Here is a 14,206-nt window from a genome sequence, read left to right on the forward strand (position 1 = left end):
CAGCGATGTCGGATTTCAACCTGGCCGATCTCCTGCCCTTCTACCTCGATGAGACCGACGAGAATATCGCGGCGCTCAACGACGCCCTCCTGCGCCTGGAGCTGGACCCGGCCGACGCCAAGGCGCTCGCCGAAGCCTTCCGGATGTTCCACAGCATCAAAGGCGCCTCGGTGGTCATGGGCTTCGACGGGGTCAACCGGCTGACGCACGTCCTGGAAAGTCTCTTCGACCAGCTCCGCACCAAGAAACGCGAGCTGGACCGGCCGGTCCTCGACCTGACGTTCCGATGCCTGGACGAACTGCGCGACTATCACCGCGAGCTTCGGGGCGAGAACCGGAGCGATCGCGACCTCGCCGGCCTCACGAGTGAGGTCGAAGTCGCCCTCTCGACCCCTTCGACGGCTCCTGCCCCGACTCCCGAACCCGCCTCGAGTCCTCGCCCGGCTGCGGCCCCGCCCCCGGCCCCGGCATCGCCCTCGACGGCGGCTCAGCCTCCGGACGCCGATCTGACGGCGACCGTCCGGGTGGTCGTGGAGTTCGAGCCCCATCTGCAACTCGTCGACATGAAGGCCCGCCTCGTCGCCGAACGGCTCGCGGGGAAGGGTCGAATCACCGCCTCGGATCCGCCGTTGGAACGGCTGGAGGAGTTCGAGACGCTCGCCGCGTTCACCGTCTGGCTGGCCGGCGTGAGCGACCTCGAGGAACTTCGCGCCCTGGCCGACGTGGACGGCGTGCTGCAGGTCCTGGTCGAGCTGGCCGACGAGGCGGGACCTGGAGAGGAGGATGCTCCCGTTTCGGCACCCGAAATCGCCGACTCGGAACCCGCGGACGAACCGGAGACCGCGGCCGCGACCGTCCAGCCAGACGCCCCGGCACCGGCCCCCCCCGCTCGCAAGGCGAGGATCGTCGAGACGATCCGAGTTGACAGCGATCGGCTCGACAATTTGATGAATCTGGCCGGCGAGCTGGTCATCAACAAGGCCCGGTTCATCGACGTCGCCAAGGGACTCGACGAGGCGCTTCGCGGGGCCGACGCCCGCAGCCTGGCCGTCGAGACGGAGGAGCGGCTGGACACGATCATGCGGGGCCTCGACCGGGCGCTCGGCGGGGTGGGCGTCAAGGCGGCCGACGGCGAGGTCGACCGCTGGGCGGGGCAGGTCCGTCGGCTCCGAGACGACTTCCGCGCCATCCGAGGCGAACTGGACCGCCTCCGCCAGGGGCGGGAACGCCTCAAGTCCCTGGCCGACGCCATCCACAGCCTGGGACGGGTGGCCGACGGGCTCCAGAAAGGGGTCCTGGAGACCCGGATGGTCCCGATCGGCCCGCTTTTCGAGCGATTCCGGCGCGTGATCCGCGACCTGTGCCTGGCCTCGGGCAAGGAGGTCGTGCTAAGAATCGACGGCGAGAAGACCGAGCTGGACAAGAGGATGATCGACGAGCTGAGCGACCCGCTCATCCACATGGTCCGCAACTCGGTGGACCACGGCCTCGAACCGCCCGACGCCCGCGAGGTCGCCGGCAAGTCTCGCGCGGGGACGGTTTCGCTCCAGGCTTCGCACCGTGGCAACAGCGTGGTCATCACCGTCGGCGACGACGGCCGGGGGATCGACTGCGAGCGGATCCGAGGCAAGATCGTCTCCAAGGGGCTCGTCGGCCGGGTCGAGGCCGCTGAGATGACCGATCGCGAACTGGTCCCGTTCATCTGGCATCCGGGCCTCAGCACCGCCGAGACCGTCTCCGAGATCTCCGGTCGCGGCGTGGGCATGGACATCGTGAAGGAGCGGATCGGCAACCTCAATGGAAGCGTCGACGTCCGCTCCACGCCCGGTCAGGGGACCGTCTTCACGATCCGACTCCCGCTGACGCTGGCTATCATGTCGAGCCTCCTCGTCAGGATCTACGACGAGGTCTACGCCCTACCGCTGGACCACATCGACGAAATCGTCGAGATTCGAGGGGACCGTATCGCCTCGGTCCAGGGGCGGCCGACGATCGAGATCCGAGGACGATTCCTGACGCTGGCGACGCTCGGCGACCTGTTCCGCTGGGGCGGCGGTCGACATCCCTCGGCGGTCGAGGCGCCTCGGCCCGGCGACGGCGGCCATTCGTTCCACGTCGTGATCGTCCAGAACGGCGAGACCACGATCGGCCTGGTCGTCGATCAGCTTATCGGCATGCAAGAAGTCGTCCTCAAATCGCTCGAACGGAACTACCGGCCCGTCGCCGGGCTTTCCGGCGCGAGTATCCTGGGGGACGGACGGGTCTCCTTGATCCTGGACGTCGACGCCCTGGTCGACGCCGCCACTCGACCCGGGGGACGCGCATGAGCCTCCTGAACGAAGTACAGAAACGCATGCTCCAGACGATCCTGGGCCGAGGGGCCGAGGGGGCGTCGCAGGCGATCTCTCGATGGATCGGCGAGCCGGTCCGGCTCCTGCCCGGCGAGGTCGAGCAGGTCGAACTGGCGGCGGCGGCCGAGGCGCTCGGGCCGCCGGAAGGCCTGGTCGCCGCCTGCCTGATGGGCCTCACCGGGCCGCTTGGGGGTTCGATCCTCCTCTGTTTCGAGGACCGCGCCGGCCTGGCGCTGGTCGACCTGCTCCTTCGCCAGCCGATCGGCACGACGACGGAATGGGGCGAGGTCGAACGGTCGGCGGCGATGGAGACGGCCAACATCGTCGGCTGCGCCTACCTCAACGCCCTGGCCGCTCACCTGCCGTCGAGCCTGGGGACGACGACGGCCGGCGAGCTGGCGCCGACGCCTCCGGTCTTCTTCCACGAGTTCGCCGGGAGCCTGCTCCAGTTCGCCCTGATCAACCAGGCTCTGGACCTGGACAAGGTCCTGCTCGTGAGGACGACCTTCGAGACGGGCGGGGCCGGCGCGCGGTTGGATTGGAACCTGCTCTTCATTCCCGACGCCCCCTCGCTCGCCGCGTTGGCGACGGCCCTGGCCGGCGGGGACGCCGCCTGACCCGATCGGAGGCCGGTGCACGTGGCCCAGGAATCGGACGCAAACAGTATGGTCTCGGTGGCGATCGGCCGCTGGGGAGTCGCCGCGGCGCCGTCGCGGCTGCGCACGCTGCTGGGCTCGTGCGTGGGGGTCGTCCTCCACGACCGATCGGCGAAGCTGGGCGGGTTGGCCCACATCGTCCTTCCCGATTCCCGAGGAGTCGTCGATCAGCCGGGAAAGTATGCGGACACGGCGATTCCGGCCCTGATCGCCGAACTCGAGAAGTTGATGCGGGGGAAGGCGGCCGGGAGGCTGGTCGCGAAGCTCGCCGGGGGAGCGAGCATGTTCCAGGTCGGTCCGCCGGGGGCGGCAGCCGCGCCGACCCGGAATATCGGCCGGATGAATCAGGAGGCCGTGGAGGCGATCCTCGCCACCCTGCGAATCCCGATCCTCGCCCGCGACCTGGGCGGCGACGGGGGCCGGAATCTCATCTTCGACCCGGCCACCGGACGGGTCCAGGTCCGGACGCCGGGGGGCGTCGAGCGCGAGATCTAGGTTCCTGATGCTAGACTTGGGGGAGAGTCTCTCCCGAAGTTCTGGAGATCGTTCATGAAGCGGCTCCTGGTGGTCGATGACGCAATGTTTATGCGACGGCTGATCGGCGGCGTCGCTCGCGACGCCGGCTGGGAAGTCGTCGGCGAGGCGGCCGACGGCGCCGAGGCGGTGTCTCTATACCTTGAACTTCGGCCCGACCTGGTGACGATGGATCTGGTGATGCCGATCATGGGAGGGCTGGACGCCCTTCGATCGATCCGCGAACTGGACCCCGAAGCGAAGGTCGTGGTGATCACGGCCGTCGACCAGAAGCAGTCCGTCCTGGACGCGATCCGACTCGGGGCGATCGACTTCGTCGTGAAGCCCTTCGACCGCGACCGGGTGACGGGCCTGCTTCGGAAATTCGCCGGTTCCGCGCCTTGATCTGCACCTGCCCTCTTCATTCGATCGGCAGCGAGGACCGCATCCGTCATGCCTGAAGTGCCTCTCCCCGACCCCGCCGCCCGCCGCGTTCGCGCGCTGGTCGTCGACGACTCGGCGTTAATGCGTCGACTCCTCACGGACGTCCTCGGATCGTCGGGCCTGATCGAGGTCGTCGGCGTCGCGCGTAACGGTCGCGAGGCGGTCGCCCAGGTGGCGAAGCTCAAGCCCGACGTCGTCACGCTCGACGTCGAGATGCCCGAAGTCTCCGGCCTCGACGCGCTTCCCGCGATCCTGGCCGTCCGCGAAGTTCCCGTGGTGATGGTGAGCGCCCTGACGCAGGAGGGGGCCGACGTCACCCTCAAAGCCCTGGAACTCGGCGCGGTCGACTTTCACTCCAAGCCGACCCGAAACCAGTTGGCCGAACTGAGGGCGGAGGGCGACCTTCTCGTCACCAAAATCGTCGACGCCGCCCACGGTCGCGTCTTCCGCCCTCGAAAGCTCACGTCGAGGGCGAGCGCCGAATCGCCTCCTCGCCCGCGATTCCCCGCCCCGGCCGACAATGTCGCCTGCGTGGCCATCGGGATCTCCACTGGAGGGCCCCAGGCGCTCGCCCGAATCATCCCGCTCCTCCGGCCGCCGTCGCCCCCGATCGTGATCGTCCAGCACATGCCCGCGCAGTTCACCGGGGTCTTCGCCCAACGGCTCGACAGGACGTCGGAGCTGGAAGTCAAGGAGGCGGCCGATGGGGACCTCGTCATGCCGAACCGGGTCCTAATCGCCCCCGGAGGCCGCCATCTGACCCTGACCGGCCGATCTACTCGAGTTCGCGCGTCCCTTTCCTCGCCTGACGCTCCTTCCGTGAGCGGCCACAGGCCATCGGTCGACGTTCTCTTCCAGTCGGTGGCCAGGGTCTATGAGGGAGGGGCCCTCGGCGTGATCATGACCGGTATGGGCCGTGACGGAGTCGACGGTTGCCGGGCCATCCTTGAAGCCGGCGGCCTGACCCTGGGCCAGGACGAGGCTACCTCCGTCGTCTACGGGATGAACAAGGCCGCGTTTCTTGAGGGTGCCGTCAAGCACCAGTTCTCTCTCGACGACCTGCCGGAAATCCTTCAGGAACTCGCGACCCCGAGAAGTGTCGGTCGCGAGAGTGGAGGACTTTGATCCAGGTCCGCCCCAGCCTGAATCGCAGCGAACGCCCGGCGGTCGGGCCACCCGCGATCGGAGGACCAGACTCATCGTCACTCACTGAGGACGAAAGCGATACAGGACGACGTTGTGCGTGGCCCCGCCGACGGCGACGACGTCGGGACGGCCGTCGCCGTCGAGGTCGCCGCCGCGGAGGTCCTGAGCTGCGATGTCGGTGTCGACGATCGTGCGGCGCCAGGCGTCCGTCTCGGCGTCGAGGTCGTAAAGGCGGACGCCGTGGTCCTTGCCGCGATGTCCGGCGAGGATCTCGTCCTGACCGTCGCCGTCCAGGTCGGCGACCCAGAGGGCGTGGCCGTCGGCGAGGGTGTCGTCGAGGACGGTCCGGGGACCAAAATCAAGACCATCCGCCGATTTTCGGGGCCACACGACGACATCGGTGCCGTGCCAGGGTTCGATTGTCGCGAGGAAGTCGCGACCATTTCGGATCCGCCCGCGATGGATCTCGCTGGCGCCGCGTCGGGGAGACTCCCCCGGGGCGCCCGGAACCAGTTCCGTCGCGGCGGGCTTGCCTGGAGGGCCGATTAGCGTGACGCCCTCGTTATCGGCCGCGAGGACGACCGGATGAGAGACGTCCGCAAACGAAGCGTGGTACTCGATCGCGTGGGTGACCCGCCGGTTCGTCAGCGGTCGTTTCGACCAGCGCGAGGCGTCGTGGACGTCCACTGCGACGTAGGCGAAGAGCTTGGCCGGGTCGCCGTATGCAGGCGGCGCGGCCTCGGGACCGAAGATCGGGGCCACGATCAGATCGAGCTTGCCGTCACCGTCGAGGTCGCCCCAGCGTAGTCGGTGGATGCTGCCGACCTCGTCGATCGGCAGGAGCTTCCAGGGGGCATCGATGCCGACGCCGGGCTTCGCCAGCAGGAGCTTGCCCCGTTTCGGGCGGTTCATCTCGAAGTCATAGGCGATGGCGACCTCGGCCTTACCGTCGCCGTCGAGGTCCGCCGCGGCGCTGCTGATGACTCCTGGGGCTTCGTCCCGAGACGTGATCACCCGCTTCTCCCAGGACGGATTGCGGTACCAGGCGCAGACGTCGCCGCCCAGGGCGATCACGTCGGGTCGGCCGTCTCCATCGACGTCGGCGACTTCCACCTGATAGGCGCCCGGGAAGTCGGCGTCGAGGACGACGCGGTCGACGGCGAATCGCGCGGCCGGCTCGTCGGGGGGGGCGGCGACGACTCGGCCCAGGCTGGTCAGGGCGAGAAACGCCAGCGATTTCCAGGTAGTTTTCACTCTGGTTCGTCCTTTCCGACGATCAGGAGCCGAGCCGCTTCGCAGCCCAACCGGTGGGGACGCCGGCCGTGTCCTCGGGATTGACCATGACCTGGCCGACGTCGATCGCCTGATTGCCATCGCTCTCCACGGACTTCAACCGGCTTTCGAGCTGCGCGATCCGCTGTTCGAGCTGGATGAGGCGGTCTTCCAGGCCGTCCGGCCTTCGCGGTCGGGGCACTTCGGGGTAACCGAGCTGGCGCTGGAGGGCTGAGAAGAGGTAGAGTGGGTCGCGGCCGCGGTTCGCCCTCGCGATTTTGCCCTCTTTTTCACCGAAGAGGGGGGGATACTTGGGGCTGAAGTCGGGATTCAGCTTCCGGCGTTCGTTGACGAAGTAGGACGAGCGGACGAAGATCAGGTCGGCGAAGTCGACGTCGCCGAGCCGGGCCTGGAGGGTGCGGATATAGTCTCGCCAGTCCTCGTCGTACAGGGGGTCTTCGGCCATCGCGGCGAGTCCCCTGGTGTAGCCCAGCCGGTTTCTGGACAGTGACTCGAACTGGAAGATGAACAGGCCTGGGAGCGACGTCCCCTTGGCCTTGTACTCGACCTCTCGTTCCAGGATGAGGAGCGCCTGCTCCATCGGAAACCGGCTCAAGTCGGCCTCGGCCTGGCTGACGACGTGGGCCTGGAACTCGGTGAAGTAATGGCCGAGATGGCGCATGGCCGGTGCCATCAGGCCCGAGACCTTGCTCTCGGTGGCGAGGAAGCCGACCGCCATCGGCAGCTTGGTGGTCGAGAGCAACTCCTCGCCGACGCGATCGAGAATCTCCTGCGAGGGGACGCCGTCGGCTAGCCGTTCGCGGAAGGCGCGGAAAAAGTAGGCCTGCTCGATGAATTCCTCACGATCGAGCGCAGGCATGTCGGACCCCTCCGGCCACCGATTCGCCACGCCGGGCGGACTTCGGACGTGAGGTCCGATTGCGATCCGCGCGGTCGTCCGGCACCATGGTCTCCATCCTACGAACTTCGATCGACGATCGAAACACCTCCACCGTCCCGAAGGAACGCCTCCGTGATCCGATCGCTGAGCATCGCCGCGCTGGTGGCCTACCTGTTCGTGCTGCTGGCGGTGACCCTGGCGTTCAAGCATCCCCAGTATCGGCCGGTCGCCGAGCGGCTGAGCCTGACCCCGTTCCAGAGCATCGGCAGGGACATTCCGCGGGGCGGGCGAGGTTTGTGGCTCAACATCGTCGGCAACATCGCCGTGTTCGCCCCGCTGGGCGTGGCGTTCGTCGCGCTGGGGAGTGGGCGGTTTCGCTGGCGGCACGCCGCGCTCGCGGGACTCGCCCTGAGCACGGCGATCGAGGTGATCCAGTTTCAGTCGGGACGACGATTCACCGACGTCGACGACGTGATCCTCAACACATTCGGAACGCTACTGGGATTCCTCGCGGCCGACAGCCTGCGACGGCTCGCGCTCCGACGATGCAGCGGCGAGCGGGTGTGACGGGTTTCAACGCGCCTCGAGCGCGGGGGCGACGGCCGCCTGCATCCCGCGGTCGATTCGATCGGCCAGCGCGCGGTCGAGGATGTTGCTGTGATCCTTGTCGGGCAGGATCTCGACATCCGCGTCGCTCCCGAGCTTCTCCAGCGACGACTTGAGCTTCTCGACCGCCCCTTCGAGGTAGAACGTGTCGAGGGAGCCGGTGATCACGTGGATCTTCCCCGCGAGCTTCGGGCCGATGGTCGGCCAGTTCCGCTCCAGAACCAGGCGAATGTCGTAGTTCTCCCACGCCCTGGCCGTCGCTGGGTCGATCGCGCCGGTCTTGCGGTCCCAGAGCTTGATAGGTGAGCCGTCCGCGCCTTTAGAGCTGAAGACCGCCTCGAACGAGCCGAGCTGGCCGCCGAAGCCCATCACATCCTCCATCCGCGAGAAGTCTTCATAGAACAGGACGGGTTTGGTCCCCATGCGGGCGATCGGGCGGCGCTCCCCCTGTCGGTCGCGGAACACGTTCTCACCGGCGGCGTACAGGTCGATCCTCTGGAAGTCGTGGAAGTCGACCGGGTCGGGGCTCGTCGACCAGGTCCCGCCGAAGAAGTCCGGGTAAGCCGTCTGGAGCCACAGGCTGCTCCAGCCACCCGACGAATGGCCGTTGAGCAGCCGGGCGCGAGGGTCGGGAATCAGGCCGTGGGTCGCTTCCAGGTAGGGGATGAACTCCTCGATCAAGGCCTGGCCGCGAGGGCCGTTGTTCGCGCTGTCGGCGAAGACGTGGTGGCCGGTGCCGCAATCGGCGTCGAGGACGATTCGGGTCATGTCGTCGGCGAAGTGCATGCCGGGGAAATCGACGTACCGGGGGGCCGAGTGGTGGTCGCCGCCGAAGCCCGTGATGATGTAGACGGCGGGCGACTTGCCGCCGGTGGGCCGCTTCGGAAGGATCACCGCGGCCCGATGCTTGATCGGCCGTCCGAGGAACGCCGAAAGCAACGGGCTGGGCAGCTCGGCGTACTTGATCCGGTCGGTCTCCTTGAACTCTCGCGGCGCGACGATCTGATCGACGACCAGCTTGATCGGCCCTTCGTTGCTCGTCGGCGAAGTGAACTCCACGATCGGGCCGTGGAGATTCCCCTCGCCCGAGCCGATTCTGGCCGTATCAAGGTTCAGCCTCACGACGGCCTGTGCACGATAGGCGCCGGGCGCGAGCTTGTCGAGGGAGTCGGGGAAGCCGTGGGCGCGGGCGTCGATTCGGATCGACTCGCCGGGCTTCCAGTCGCGAACGTCCCGAGCGAAGAAAGGTTGGGGCCGGAACCAGTTGGGGCCGAGCCGAGGCTCGCCGGGGGTTCCGGGTGCGGCGAGCATCACATAGACGCGAGCCGTGATCGGCCGACCGTCCGCCACCTGCTCCGGGTAGGCGACCTCGAAGACCGCGCCGGGGGCGGCTGCCACCGGTGCAACGTCCGGCCGGTCCTTCGTCGCGGAGACGTCCTGGGCGGACGACGCAGTCGAGCCGACCACGGCGATCCAGAGGGCGAACGACGCTTGAAAGCCGAGCCCGGGCGTACGTCCGATCGGGAAATCACTCATGGGCCAAACTCGCTCTGGTATGGGGGACGTGGGGACGATGTCTGACGAACCGCCGCAGTCAAGGAACGAGCGGTTCGGGGACCGGGAGCGGCGGATGGGCGGCCAGGATCGTATCCTGGCTCACCGGGTCGAGCGGTCGGAAATGCGCCGCGGCCAATCGGGCCGAGCCCAGCACGCATTCCTTCTCGATCACGTAGAAGCGATTGTAATCGTGGATCGCTCGGTTGATCAGGGGCAGGTCGAGCCTCGCGACGAAGTCGGTCCAGCGGACGTTGAACCGCTCGACGCTCGCGACGAGGTCGCGCGCGATCGCCCGGCGCCGACGGGGCGACGCCGGGAACTCGGCCCAACGAGGGATCGGGGCTTCGACGAGAGGCCAAAGAGGTTCGATCGACGCCCGGAACACGCCTCGCCAGTCTTCGGCACCGGTCGCACCTTTCGCCCACTGCCGGAGACGCATCTGGACCATCTCCAGGATCGCCCGGCGATGCCGCCGGCAGCGCTCGTCGAGACCGTGGATCAATGATTCCACCTCCAGGCCTCGTCGGGCGAACGCCGGGACGTCGAAGACGAACACCGAACCCTCGTCGGCGGTCGCGAGCGAGGCGTCGGACGGATCAGCGTCGAGTTCGCTCATAGCAGACGATTCTCAAGGCCTGGTCGTCGAGGAGGTCCGCCCGATTCACTTGCCGCGCGGGGGAGGTTCCGGGAGGGTCGCCAGGGTATTGAGGCTCCGGCGATAGTGCCAGAGTTGCCGCGCGGGGCCGAGCGTCGTCGTCCGCGACTTCCAGGCGGCGGCGATGTCGCGAAGGGCCTCCTCGGGGGCCTCCCCGGACATGGCCGAGGCGCGGCCTTCGGACAGGTCGGCGAGGTATCCGGCCGCGTCGGGGATGCGAAGCCCCGGCAGCACACGCTCTGCCATGAGGCTTCGGGAAACGGCGCCCGACCAACTCCTCGGATCGACGTCGGGTGCTGCGGACGGGTCGGGAAGGCCTCGGCCCATCTGGCTCGCGCGGACGGGGAGCATGGGGAACGCCCGCTCGGACAGGATGCGGTTGGCGACCCCGGCTTCCGCGAGGTACAGGGCCAGGTTGAAGGCCGCGTCTCGTTCGGATGGTTCCAGCCCGCGACGCACGCCGACGAGCCAGCCGCCGCCGTAAGGCAGGTAAGTGGGCCGATTGACCGATCCCCCCTCCTCCCAGGCCCTGCGCGAGGGCTCGTAGACGCGCTCGGACCCCGGTAGAGGCGCCACGGCGATCGGATGGCCCTGCGACCATTCACCCGCCTTCTCGGCCCGGTCGATCAGCATGGCGGTCTTGCCCTCGCGGAACGCGGCCCGTGCGGCGACAACGTCGAACGTTTCGACTCCCGGAGGGCCGAACGCCTTCCAGCTCGCGATGGACTTCAGGGCCTCCACGAACGGCGGCGTTTCCAGGCGGGGAGCCAGATCATCGGCGTCGAAGAGGAACGAGTAGTGGTCGCGATGCTGGCCGAGGCTGGCGGCGCGGGCGAGGAAAGTCGCGTCGGCGACGCCCTCGGCGTCGTTCCCAAGAGCGGCGACCAGGCCGAAATCGGGAGAACCGTCGCCGTCCCAGTCCCGCCCCTGGAAGAAGCGGGCGAGACCGTCGAGTTGGGTCCAGGTCGCGGGCGCCTCCAGGGTCAGCCCTTGCTCCTGGGCGGCCTTGAGGTTGGTCTCCGCGGTGAACGCGTCGCGACGAGTGACCAGAACCAGCGTCGAGCCGCCGATCGGCAGCGCGACCCGCTGGGTCCCATACTTGCTCGCCTGCTCCCGGTAGACTGGGGCGATGTCCATGTAACGGAAGTCGCCCTCGCTCTCGTCCCCGTCCGGATCGACCGGCTTGCTCGCGCGGTCGGTCTGGCCGTCGCCGGGGGGCTGTGGGAGGACCACGGCGTTGGGAATTTCTTCCAGCAGTTCTCGGTCCATCAGGGCGCCGAGATCCTGGCCTGGGAAGATCAGCACGTCAAGGTCGCCGGCGTCCTCGACCGTACGAGCCGCGTCGCTGGCGACGACGATTTCGCCTTTACGGGAAGCCGTCCATTCTCCCCGCTGCGCCGCGACACCGGTCAGGATCGCCGGATCGCCGAGGGCGCCGATGGTCAGCTTGACGCCCGGGAAGCTCGGTGGCGGCTTGGGCTCATCGACCGCGGGGCCAGAGCAGCCGACCAGAGAGCCCAGCAGGCAGGAAAGAGCGAAGGCGCGAGGGAATCCCCCCGGGCGATCGTGGTTCGAGGCGACCGACCACCGCATCCGGCTTCTCCAGCAAGGCCGCGCCGCCGGCGGCGATCGACTCGCCCGGGCTCGGCGGACTGCGGGAAGACTCATCCTACTGGCCCTTCGCACCGCCGGTCAAACCCGCCCCACGCTCCTCGGTCGCGATCTGATTAGAATGAGGCTTGCGAACGCTTCCCTCGGCGGACGTCCGCCGGGGACACGACATCGAGAGGATCGATTACGATGCCGATCAGGCTGCGCGGCCTCGTCGCCGCGACCCACACTCCGTTCGATGATCAAGGCAACCTGAACCTTCCGGCCGTCGAGGCGCAGGCGGAACATCTGGTTCGTGACGGCGTCGGCGCGGTCTTCATCGGGGGGACGACGGGCGAGAGCAGTTCGTTGACGACCGAGGAACGGAGGCTTCTGGCCGAGCGTTGGGGGGCGGTCGCACGCGGCTCGGCCCTCCGGGTGGTCGTGCACGTCGGGTCGAACAGCATCTCCGACTCCCGGGCGCTGGCCGCGCACGCCGAGACGACGGGTGCGACGGCCATCGCCGCCCTGGCCCCCAGCTACTTCAAACCCAGGGACGTCGACGCCCTTATCGCCTGCTGCGCCGAGATCGCCGGGGCGGCCCCCGCCCTCCCCTTCTATTTCTACGACATCCCGTCGATGACCGGCGTGCAGCTCTCGATGCCGGAATTCCTCGAACGCGCCCCCGCGAAGGCGCCGACGCTGGCGGGCCTCAAATTCACGAACATCGACCTGATGGCATTCCAGGAGTGTCTTGCCGCCGGCGACGGCCGATTCGACGTGCTTTGGGGAGTGGATGAGGCCCTCCTGGCGGCGCTCGCCCTGGGGGCCGAGGGAGCGGTGGGGAGCAGCTACAATTTCGCCGCTCCGCTTTATCATCGCGTGATCGCGGCCTATCAATCGGGCGATCTGAAGACGGCCCGGTTGGAGCAACTCCGGGCGGTCCGGCTGATCAAGCTCCTGTCGAGCTTCGGTTACATGGCGTCCGCGAAGGCCGTCATGGGATTGCTCGGCGTCGATGTCGGGCCGCCACGGCTCCCGACGATGCGGCTGATACCCGAGCAGGCGGCGGAGTTGAAGGCGGGGCTGGATCGGCTCGACTTCTTCGAATCGATCCGGGGATGACTCAAGCGGTCAGTTCTCGCGAGGGTAGGCGCGGCCCTGAATCCAGGTCTCGCGGAGAGTCCGGGTATTCTCGATATCTCGCGAGGGATCGGCGTCGAAGATGAGGAGGTCGGCGCGGAGACCTGGCGCGATGCGGCCTCGGTCGCGAAGGCCGAGGGCTTCGGCCGCGCGGGTGGTGGCGATGGATAAAGCCTGAAGCGGCGTGAGGCCGGCTTCGACCATGAGCCAGAGCTCGCGGTGCTCAGCGAGCCCCCCGACGCGGAGCGGCGTCGCGCCACTGTCGGTGCCGAAACCGATCTGGGCGCCGGCGTCGAAGAGCGTTTTGAGGTTGCGGAGATTCATCGCCAGGGACGATCTTGAGGCCTCAAGCTTCGGGTCCGCGAGGAGCTTCTCGCACCAGGCCGGATCGTCGATCTGATGCGTCAGTTCGGGCGAGAGGGCGTCTCTCGCGAACGGGGTCTGAGTCCAGCCGGCCCGATCAGCCCAGGCGAAGCTGGCGTCATCGAGAGCGAGCGTGGCGACGTACCAGACGCCTCGGGCCTTGAGCGCCTCGACGAGTTCGCCATCGACGGGTTGGTCGCGGACGCCGTGGGCGAGGATGTCGGCCCCGGCGGCGACGATCGTCCTGGCGTCGGCCAGATCGTGGATGTGGGCCGCGACCCGAATTCCCCGGGAATGGGCCTGTTCGATGACGGCGTGATAGACCTCGGGGCTCATTTTCGCGGGGACCCCGCCGCCGAAATCGTCCAGCCAGATCTTCACCAGATCGGTCTTCCGATCCGCCATCGCGTCGACCGCCGCGCGAGCCTCCTGGGCGTTCTTCGGCCGGAAAATCTGATCAGGGCCGAGCTTGGTCATCGCCTGTGGCGGCGCTCCGTCGGGGACGCCGATCGCCCGATCGACGCCGAACAGGTCGGCGCCGTCGAGCTTCCCCGCGTGGGCTTCGGCCCGGATCGCCTCGAACAGCGGACCATTATTTCCGAGCGCGGTCACGGTCGTCACGCCGTAGTTTCGGTATCGCCGCAGCTCGGCCTCGATGTTCTCGCGATTGTAGTTCGCCGCGCCGTTGGTCAAGCCTCGGACCTGGCCGACGTGGCTGTGGTTCGAGACGAACCCGGGCGTCACGGTTTTCCCTCGCAAATCGCGGATCTTTGCGTCGGCCGGGATCGCGGTTCCACCGGGACCGGCCGCCACGATCCGGCCGTCGGCGACGACCACCACCGCGTCTTCAATCGGGGGACCGCCGCCGCCATCGATCAGACGGACGTGGGTGAGGACCTCGATCCCGGGGTCGGCGGCTAGAGCACAAGTCGGGCCGAGCAGTCCGAGCGCCGCGACGAGGGCGAGGATGTGGAGAGGAGCAGCAGGCATGGATTCGACTCCCGAGGCC

At 68.0% G+C, this 14,206-nt stretch carries 13 protein-coding genes; 7 read left to right on the forward strand and 6 right to left on the reverse strand.

Going from position 1 to position 14,206, the window contains the following annotated elements; translation table 11 throughout:
- Positions 1–5: 5 nt before the first annotated feature.
- From VT85_RS16400 to VT85_RS16420, 5 genes are read left to right on the forward strand one after another with little or no spacing between them, the layout of a single operon-like run.
- Positions 6–2,327 carry a chemotaxis protein CheW gene (locus VT85_RS16400; protein WP_068417521.1) on the forward strand — a complete coding sequence of 774 codons (2,322 nt, stop codon included), beginning with the start codon at positions 6–8 and terminating at the stop codon, positions 2,325–2,327.
- Positions 2,324–2,968: a chemotaxis protein CheC gene (locus VT85_RS16405; protein ID WP_068417537.1), complete on the forward strand. Its 645-nt coding sequence runs from the start codon at positions 2,324–2,326 to the stop codon at positions 2,966–2,968. Before VT85_RS16400 ends, VT85_RS16405 begins: the two co-directional genes overlap by 4 nt.
- A gap of 21 nt (positions 2,969–2,989) precedes the next feature.
- On the forward strand, positions 2,990–3,502 hold the full coding sequence (locus tag VT85_RS16410) for a chemotaxis protein CheD (RefSeq protein ID WP_197490804.1): 513 nt from the start codon (positions 2,990–2,992) through the stop codon (positions 3,500–3,502).
- A gap of 54 nt (positions 3,503–3,556) precedes the next feature.
- Positions 3,557–3,925 (forward strand): response regulator, encoded by a 369-nt coding sequence (locus VT85_RS16415; RefSeq protein WP_068417539.1) that lies wholly within the window; start codon positions 3,557–3,559, stop codon positions 3,923–3,925.
- A gap of 48 nt (positions 3,926–3,973) precedes the next feature.
- Positions 3,974–5,089 carry a chemotaxis response regulator protein-glutamate methylesterase gene (locus tag VT85_RS16420; RefSeq protein ID WP_082858648.1) on the forward strand — a complete coding sequence of 372 codons (1,116 nt, stop codon included), beginning with the start codon at positions 3,974–3,976 and terminating at the stop codon, positions 5,087–5,089.
- Positions 5,090–5,170: 81 nt separating this feature from the next.
- Here VT85_RS16420 and VT85_RS16425 read toward each other — a convergent pair whose 3' ends face one another.
- Positions 5,171–6,364, reverse strand: coding sequence for an FG-GAP repeat domain-containing protein (locus VT85_RS16425; protein WP_068417547.1), 1,194 nt, complete (start codon positions 6,362–6,364; stop codon positions 5,171–5,173).
- 22 nt (positions 6,365–6,386) lie between these two features.
- Positions 6,387–7,262 carry a hypothetical protein gene (locus VT85_RS16430; RefSeq protein WP_068417550.1) on the reverse strand — a complete coding sequence of 292 codons (876 nt, stop codon included), beginning with the start codon at positions 7,260–7,262 and terminating at the stop codon, positions 6,387–6,389.
- 153 nt (positions 7,263–7,415) lie between these two features.
- Between VT85_RS16430 and VT85_RS16435 the strand changes: the two genes are divergently transcribed.
- On the forward strand, positions 7,416–7,850 hold the full coding sequence (locus VT85_RS16435) for a VanZ family protein (RefSeq protein ID WP_068417554.1): 435 nt from the start codon (positions 7,416–7,418) through the stop codon (positions 7,848–7,850).
- 6 nt (positions 7,851–7,856) lie between these two features.
- Here the strand turns inward: VT85_RS16435 and VT85_RS16440 are convergent, their stop codons facing one another.
- From VT85_RS16440 to VT85_RS16450, 3 genes are read right to left on the reverse strand one after another with little or no spacing between them, the layout of a single operon-like run.
- The gene (locus VT85_RS16440) at positions 7,857–9,425 is read right to left on the reverse strand and encodes an alpha/beta hydrolase-fold protein (RefSeq protein WP_068417559.1); all 1,569 of its coding nucleotides are present in this window, start codon (positions 9,423–9,425) and stop codon (positions 7,857–7,859) included.
- A 58-nt stretch (positions 9,426–9,483) separates the two neighbouring features.
- Entirely contained in the window at positions 9,484–10,062 is a 579-nt protein-coding gene (locus tag VT85_RS16445) for a hypothetical protein (RefSeq protein WP_068417562.1), read from the reverse strand.
- Between the two features lie 45 nt (positions 10,063–10,107).
- On the reverse strand, positions 10,108–11,694 hold the full coding sequence (locus VT85_RS16450) for an extracellular solute-binding protein (protein WP_068417569.1): 1,587 nt from the start codon (positions 11,692–11,694) through the stop codon (positions 10,108–10,110).
- A gap of 207 nt (positions 11,695–11,901) precedes the next feature.
- Here VT85_RS16450 and VT85_RS16455 point away from each other — a divergent pair, with 207 nt between their 5' ends.
- Complete coding sequence (locus tag VT85_RS16455; RefSeq protein ID WP_068417571.1) at positions 11,902–12,816, forward strand: dihydrodipicolinate synthase family protein; 915 nt, start codon at positions 11,902–11,904, stop codon at positions 12,814–12,816.
- 9 nt (positions 12,817–12,825) lie between these two features.
- Here the strand turns inward: VT85_RS16455 and VT85_RS16460 are convergent, their stop codons facing one another.
- Positions 12,826–14,187 (reverse strand): amidohydrolase family protein, encoded by a 1,362-nt coding sequence (locus VT85_RS16460; RefSeq protein WP_068417576.1) that lies wholly within the window; start codon positions 14,185–14,187, stop codon positions 12,826–12,828.
- Between the last annotated feature and the right edge of the window lie 19 nt (positions 14,188–14,206).

The organism is Planctomyces sp. SH-PL62 (genome assembly GCF_001610895.1).
Classification (GTDB): domain Bacteria; phylum Planctomycetota; class Planctomycetia; order Isosphaerales; family Isosphaeraceae; genus Paludisphaera.

What these genes read in the sequence shown, in the direction of transcription:
- VT85_RS16400 (WP_068417521.1), top strand. Translation starts at nt 6, where the DNA reads ATGTCGGATTTCAACCTGGCCGATCTCCTGCCCTTCTACCTCGATGAG.
- VT85_RS16405 (WP_068417537.1), top strand. Translation starts at nt 2,324, where the DNA reads ATGAGCCTCCTGAACGAAGTACAGAAACGCATGCTCCAGACGATCCTG.
- VT85_RS16415 (WP_068417539.1), top strand. Translation starts at nt 3,557, where the DNA reads ATGAAGCGGCTCCTGGTGGTCGATGACGCAATGTTTATGCGACGGCTG.
- VT85_RS16420 (WP_082858648.1), top strand. Translation starts at nt 3,974, where the DNA reads ATGCCTGAAGTGCCTCTCCCCGACCCCGCCGCCCGCCGCGTTCGCGCG.
- VT85_RS16430 (WP_068417550.1), bottom strand. Translation starts at nt 7,262, where the DNA reads ATGCCTGCGCTCGATCGTGAGGAATTCATCGAGCAGGCCTACTTTTTC.
- VT85_RS16440 (WP_068417559.1), bottom strand. Translation starts at nt 9,425, where the DNA reads ATGAGTGATTTCCCGATCGGACGTACGCCCGGGCTCGGCTTTCAAGCG.
- VT85_RS16445 (WP_068417562.1), bottom strand. Translation starts at nt 10,062, where the DNA reads ATGAGCGAACTCGACGCTGATCCGTCCGACGCCTCGCTCGCGACCGCC.
- VT85_RS16450 (WP_068417569.1), bottom strand. Translation starts at nt 11,694, where the DNA reads ATGCGGTGGTCGGTCGCCTCGAACCACGATCGCCCGGGGGGATTCCCT.
- VT85_RS16455 (WP_068417571.1), top strand. Translation starts at nt 11,902, where the DNA reads ATGCCGATCAGGCTGCGCGGCCTCGTCGCCGCGACCCACACTCCGTTC.
- VT85_RS16460 (WP_068417576.1), bottom strand. Translation starts at nt 14,187, where the DNA reads ATGCCTGCTGCTCCTCTCCACATCCTCGCCCTCGTCGCGGCGCTCGGA.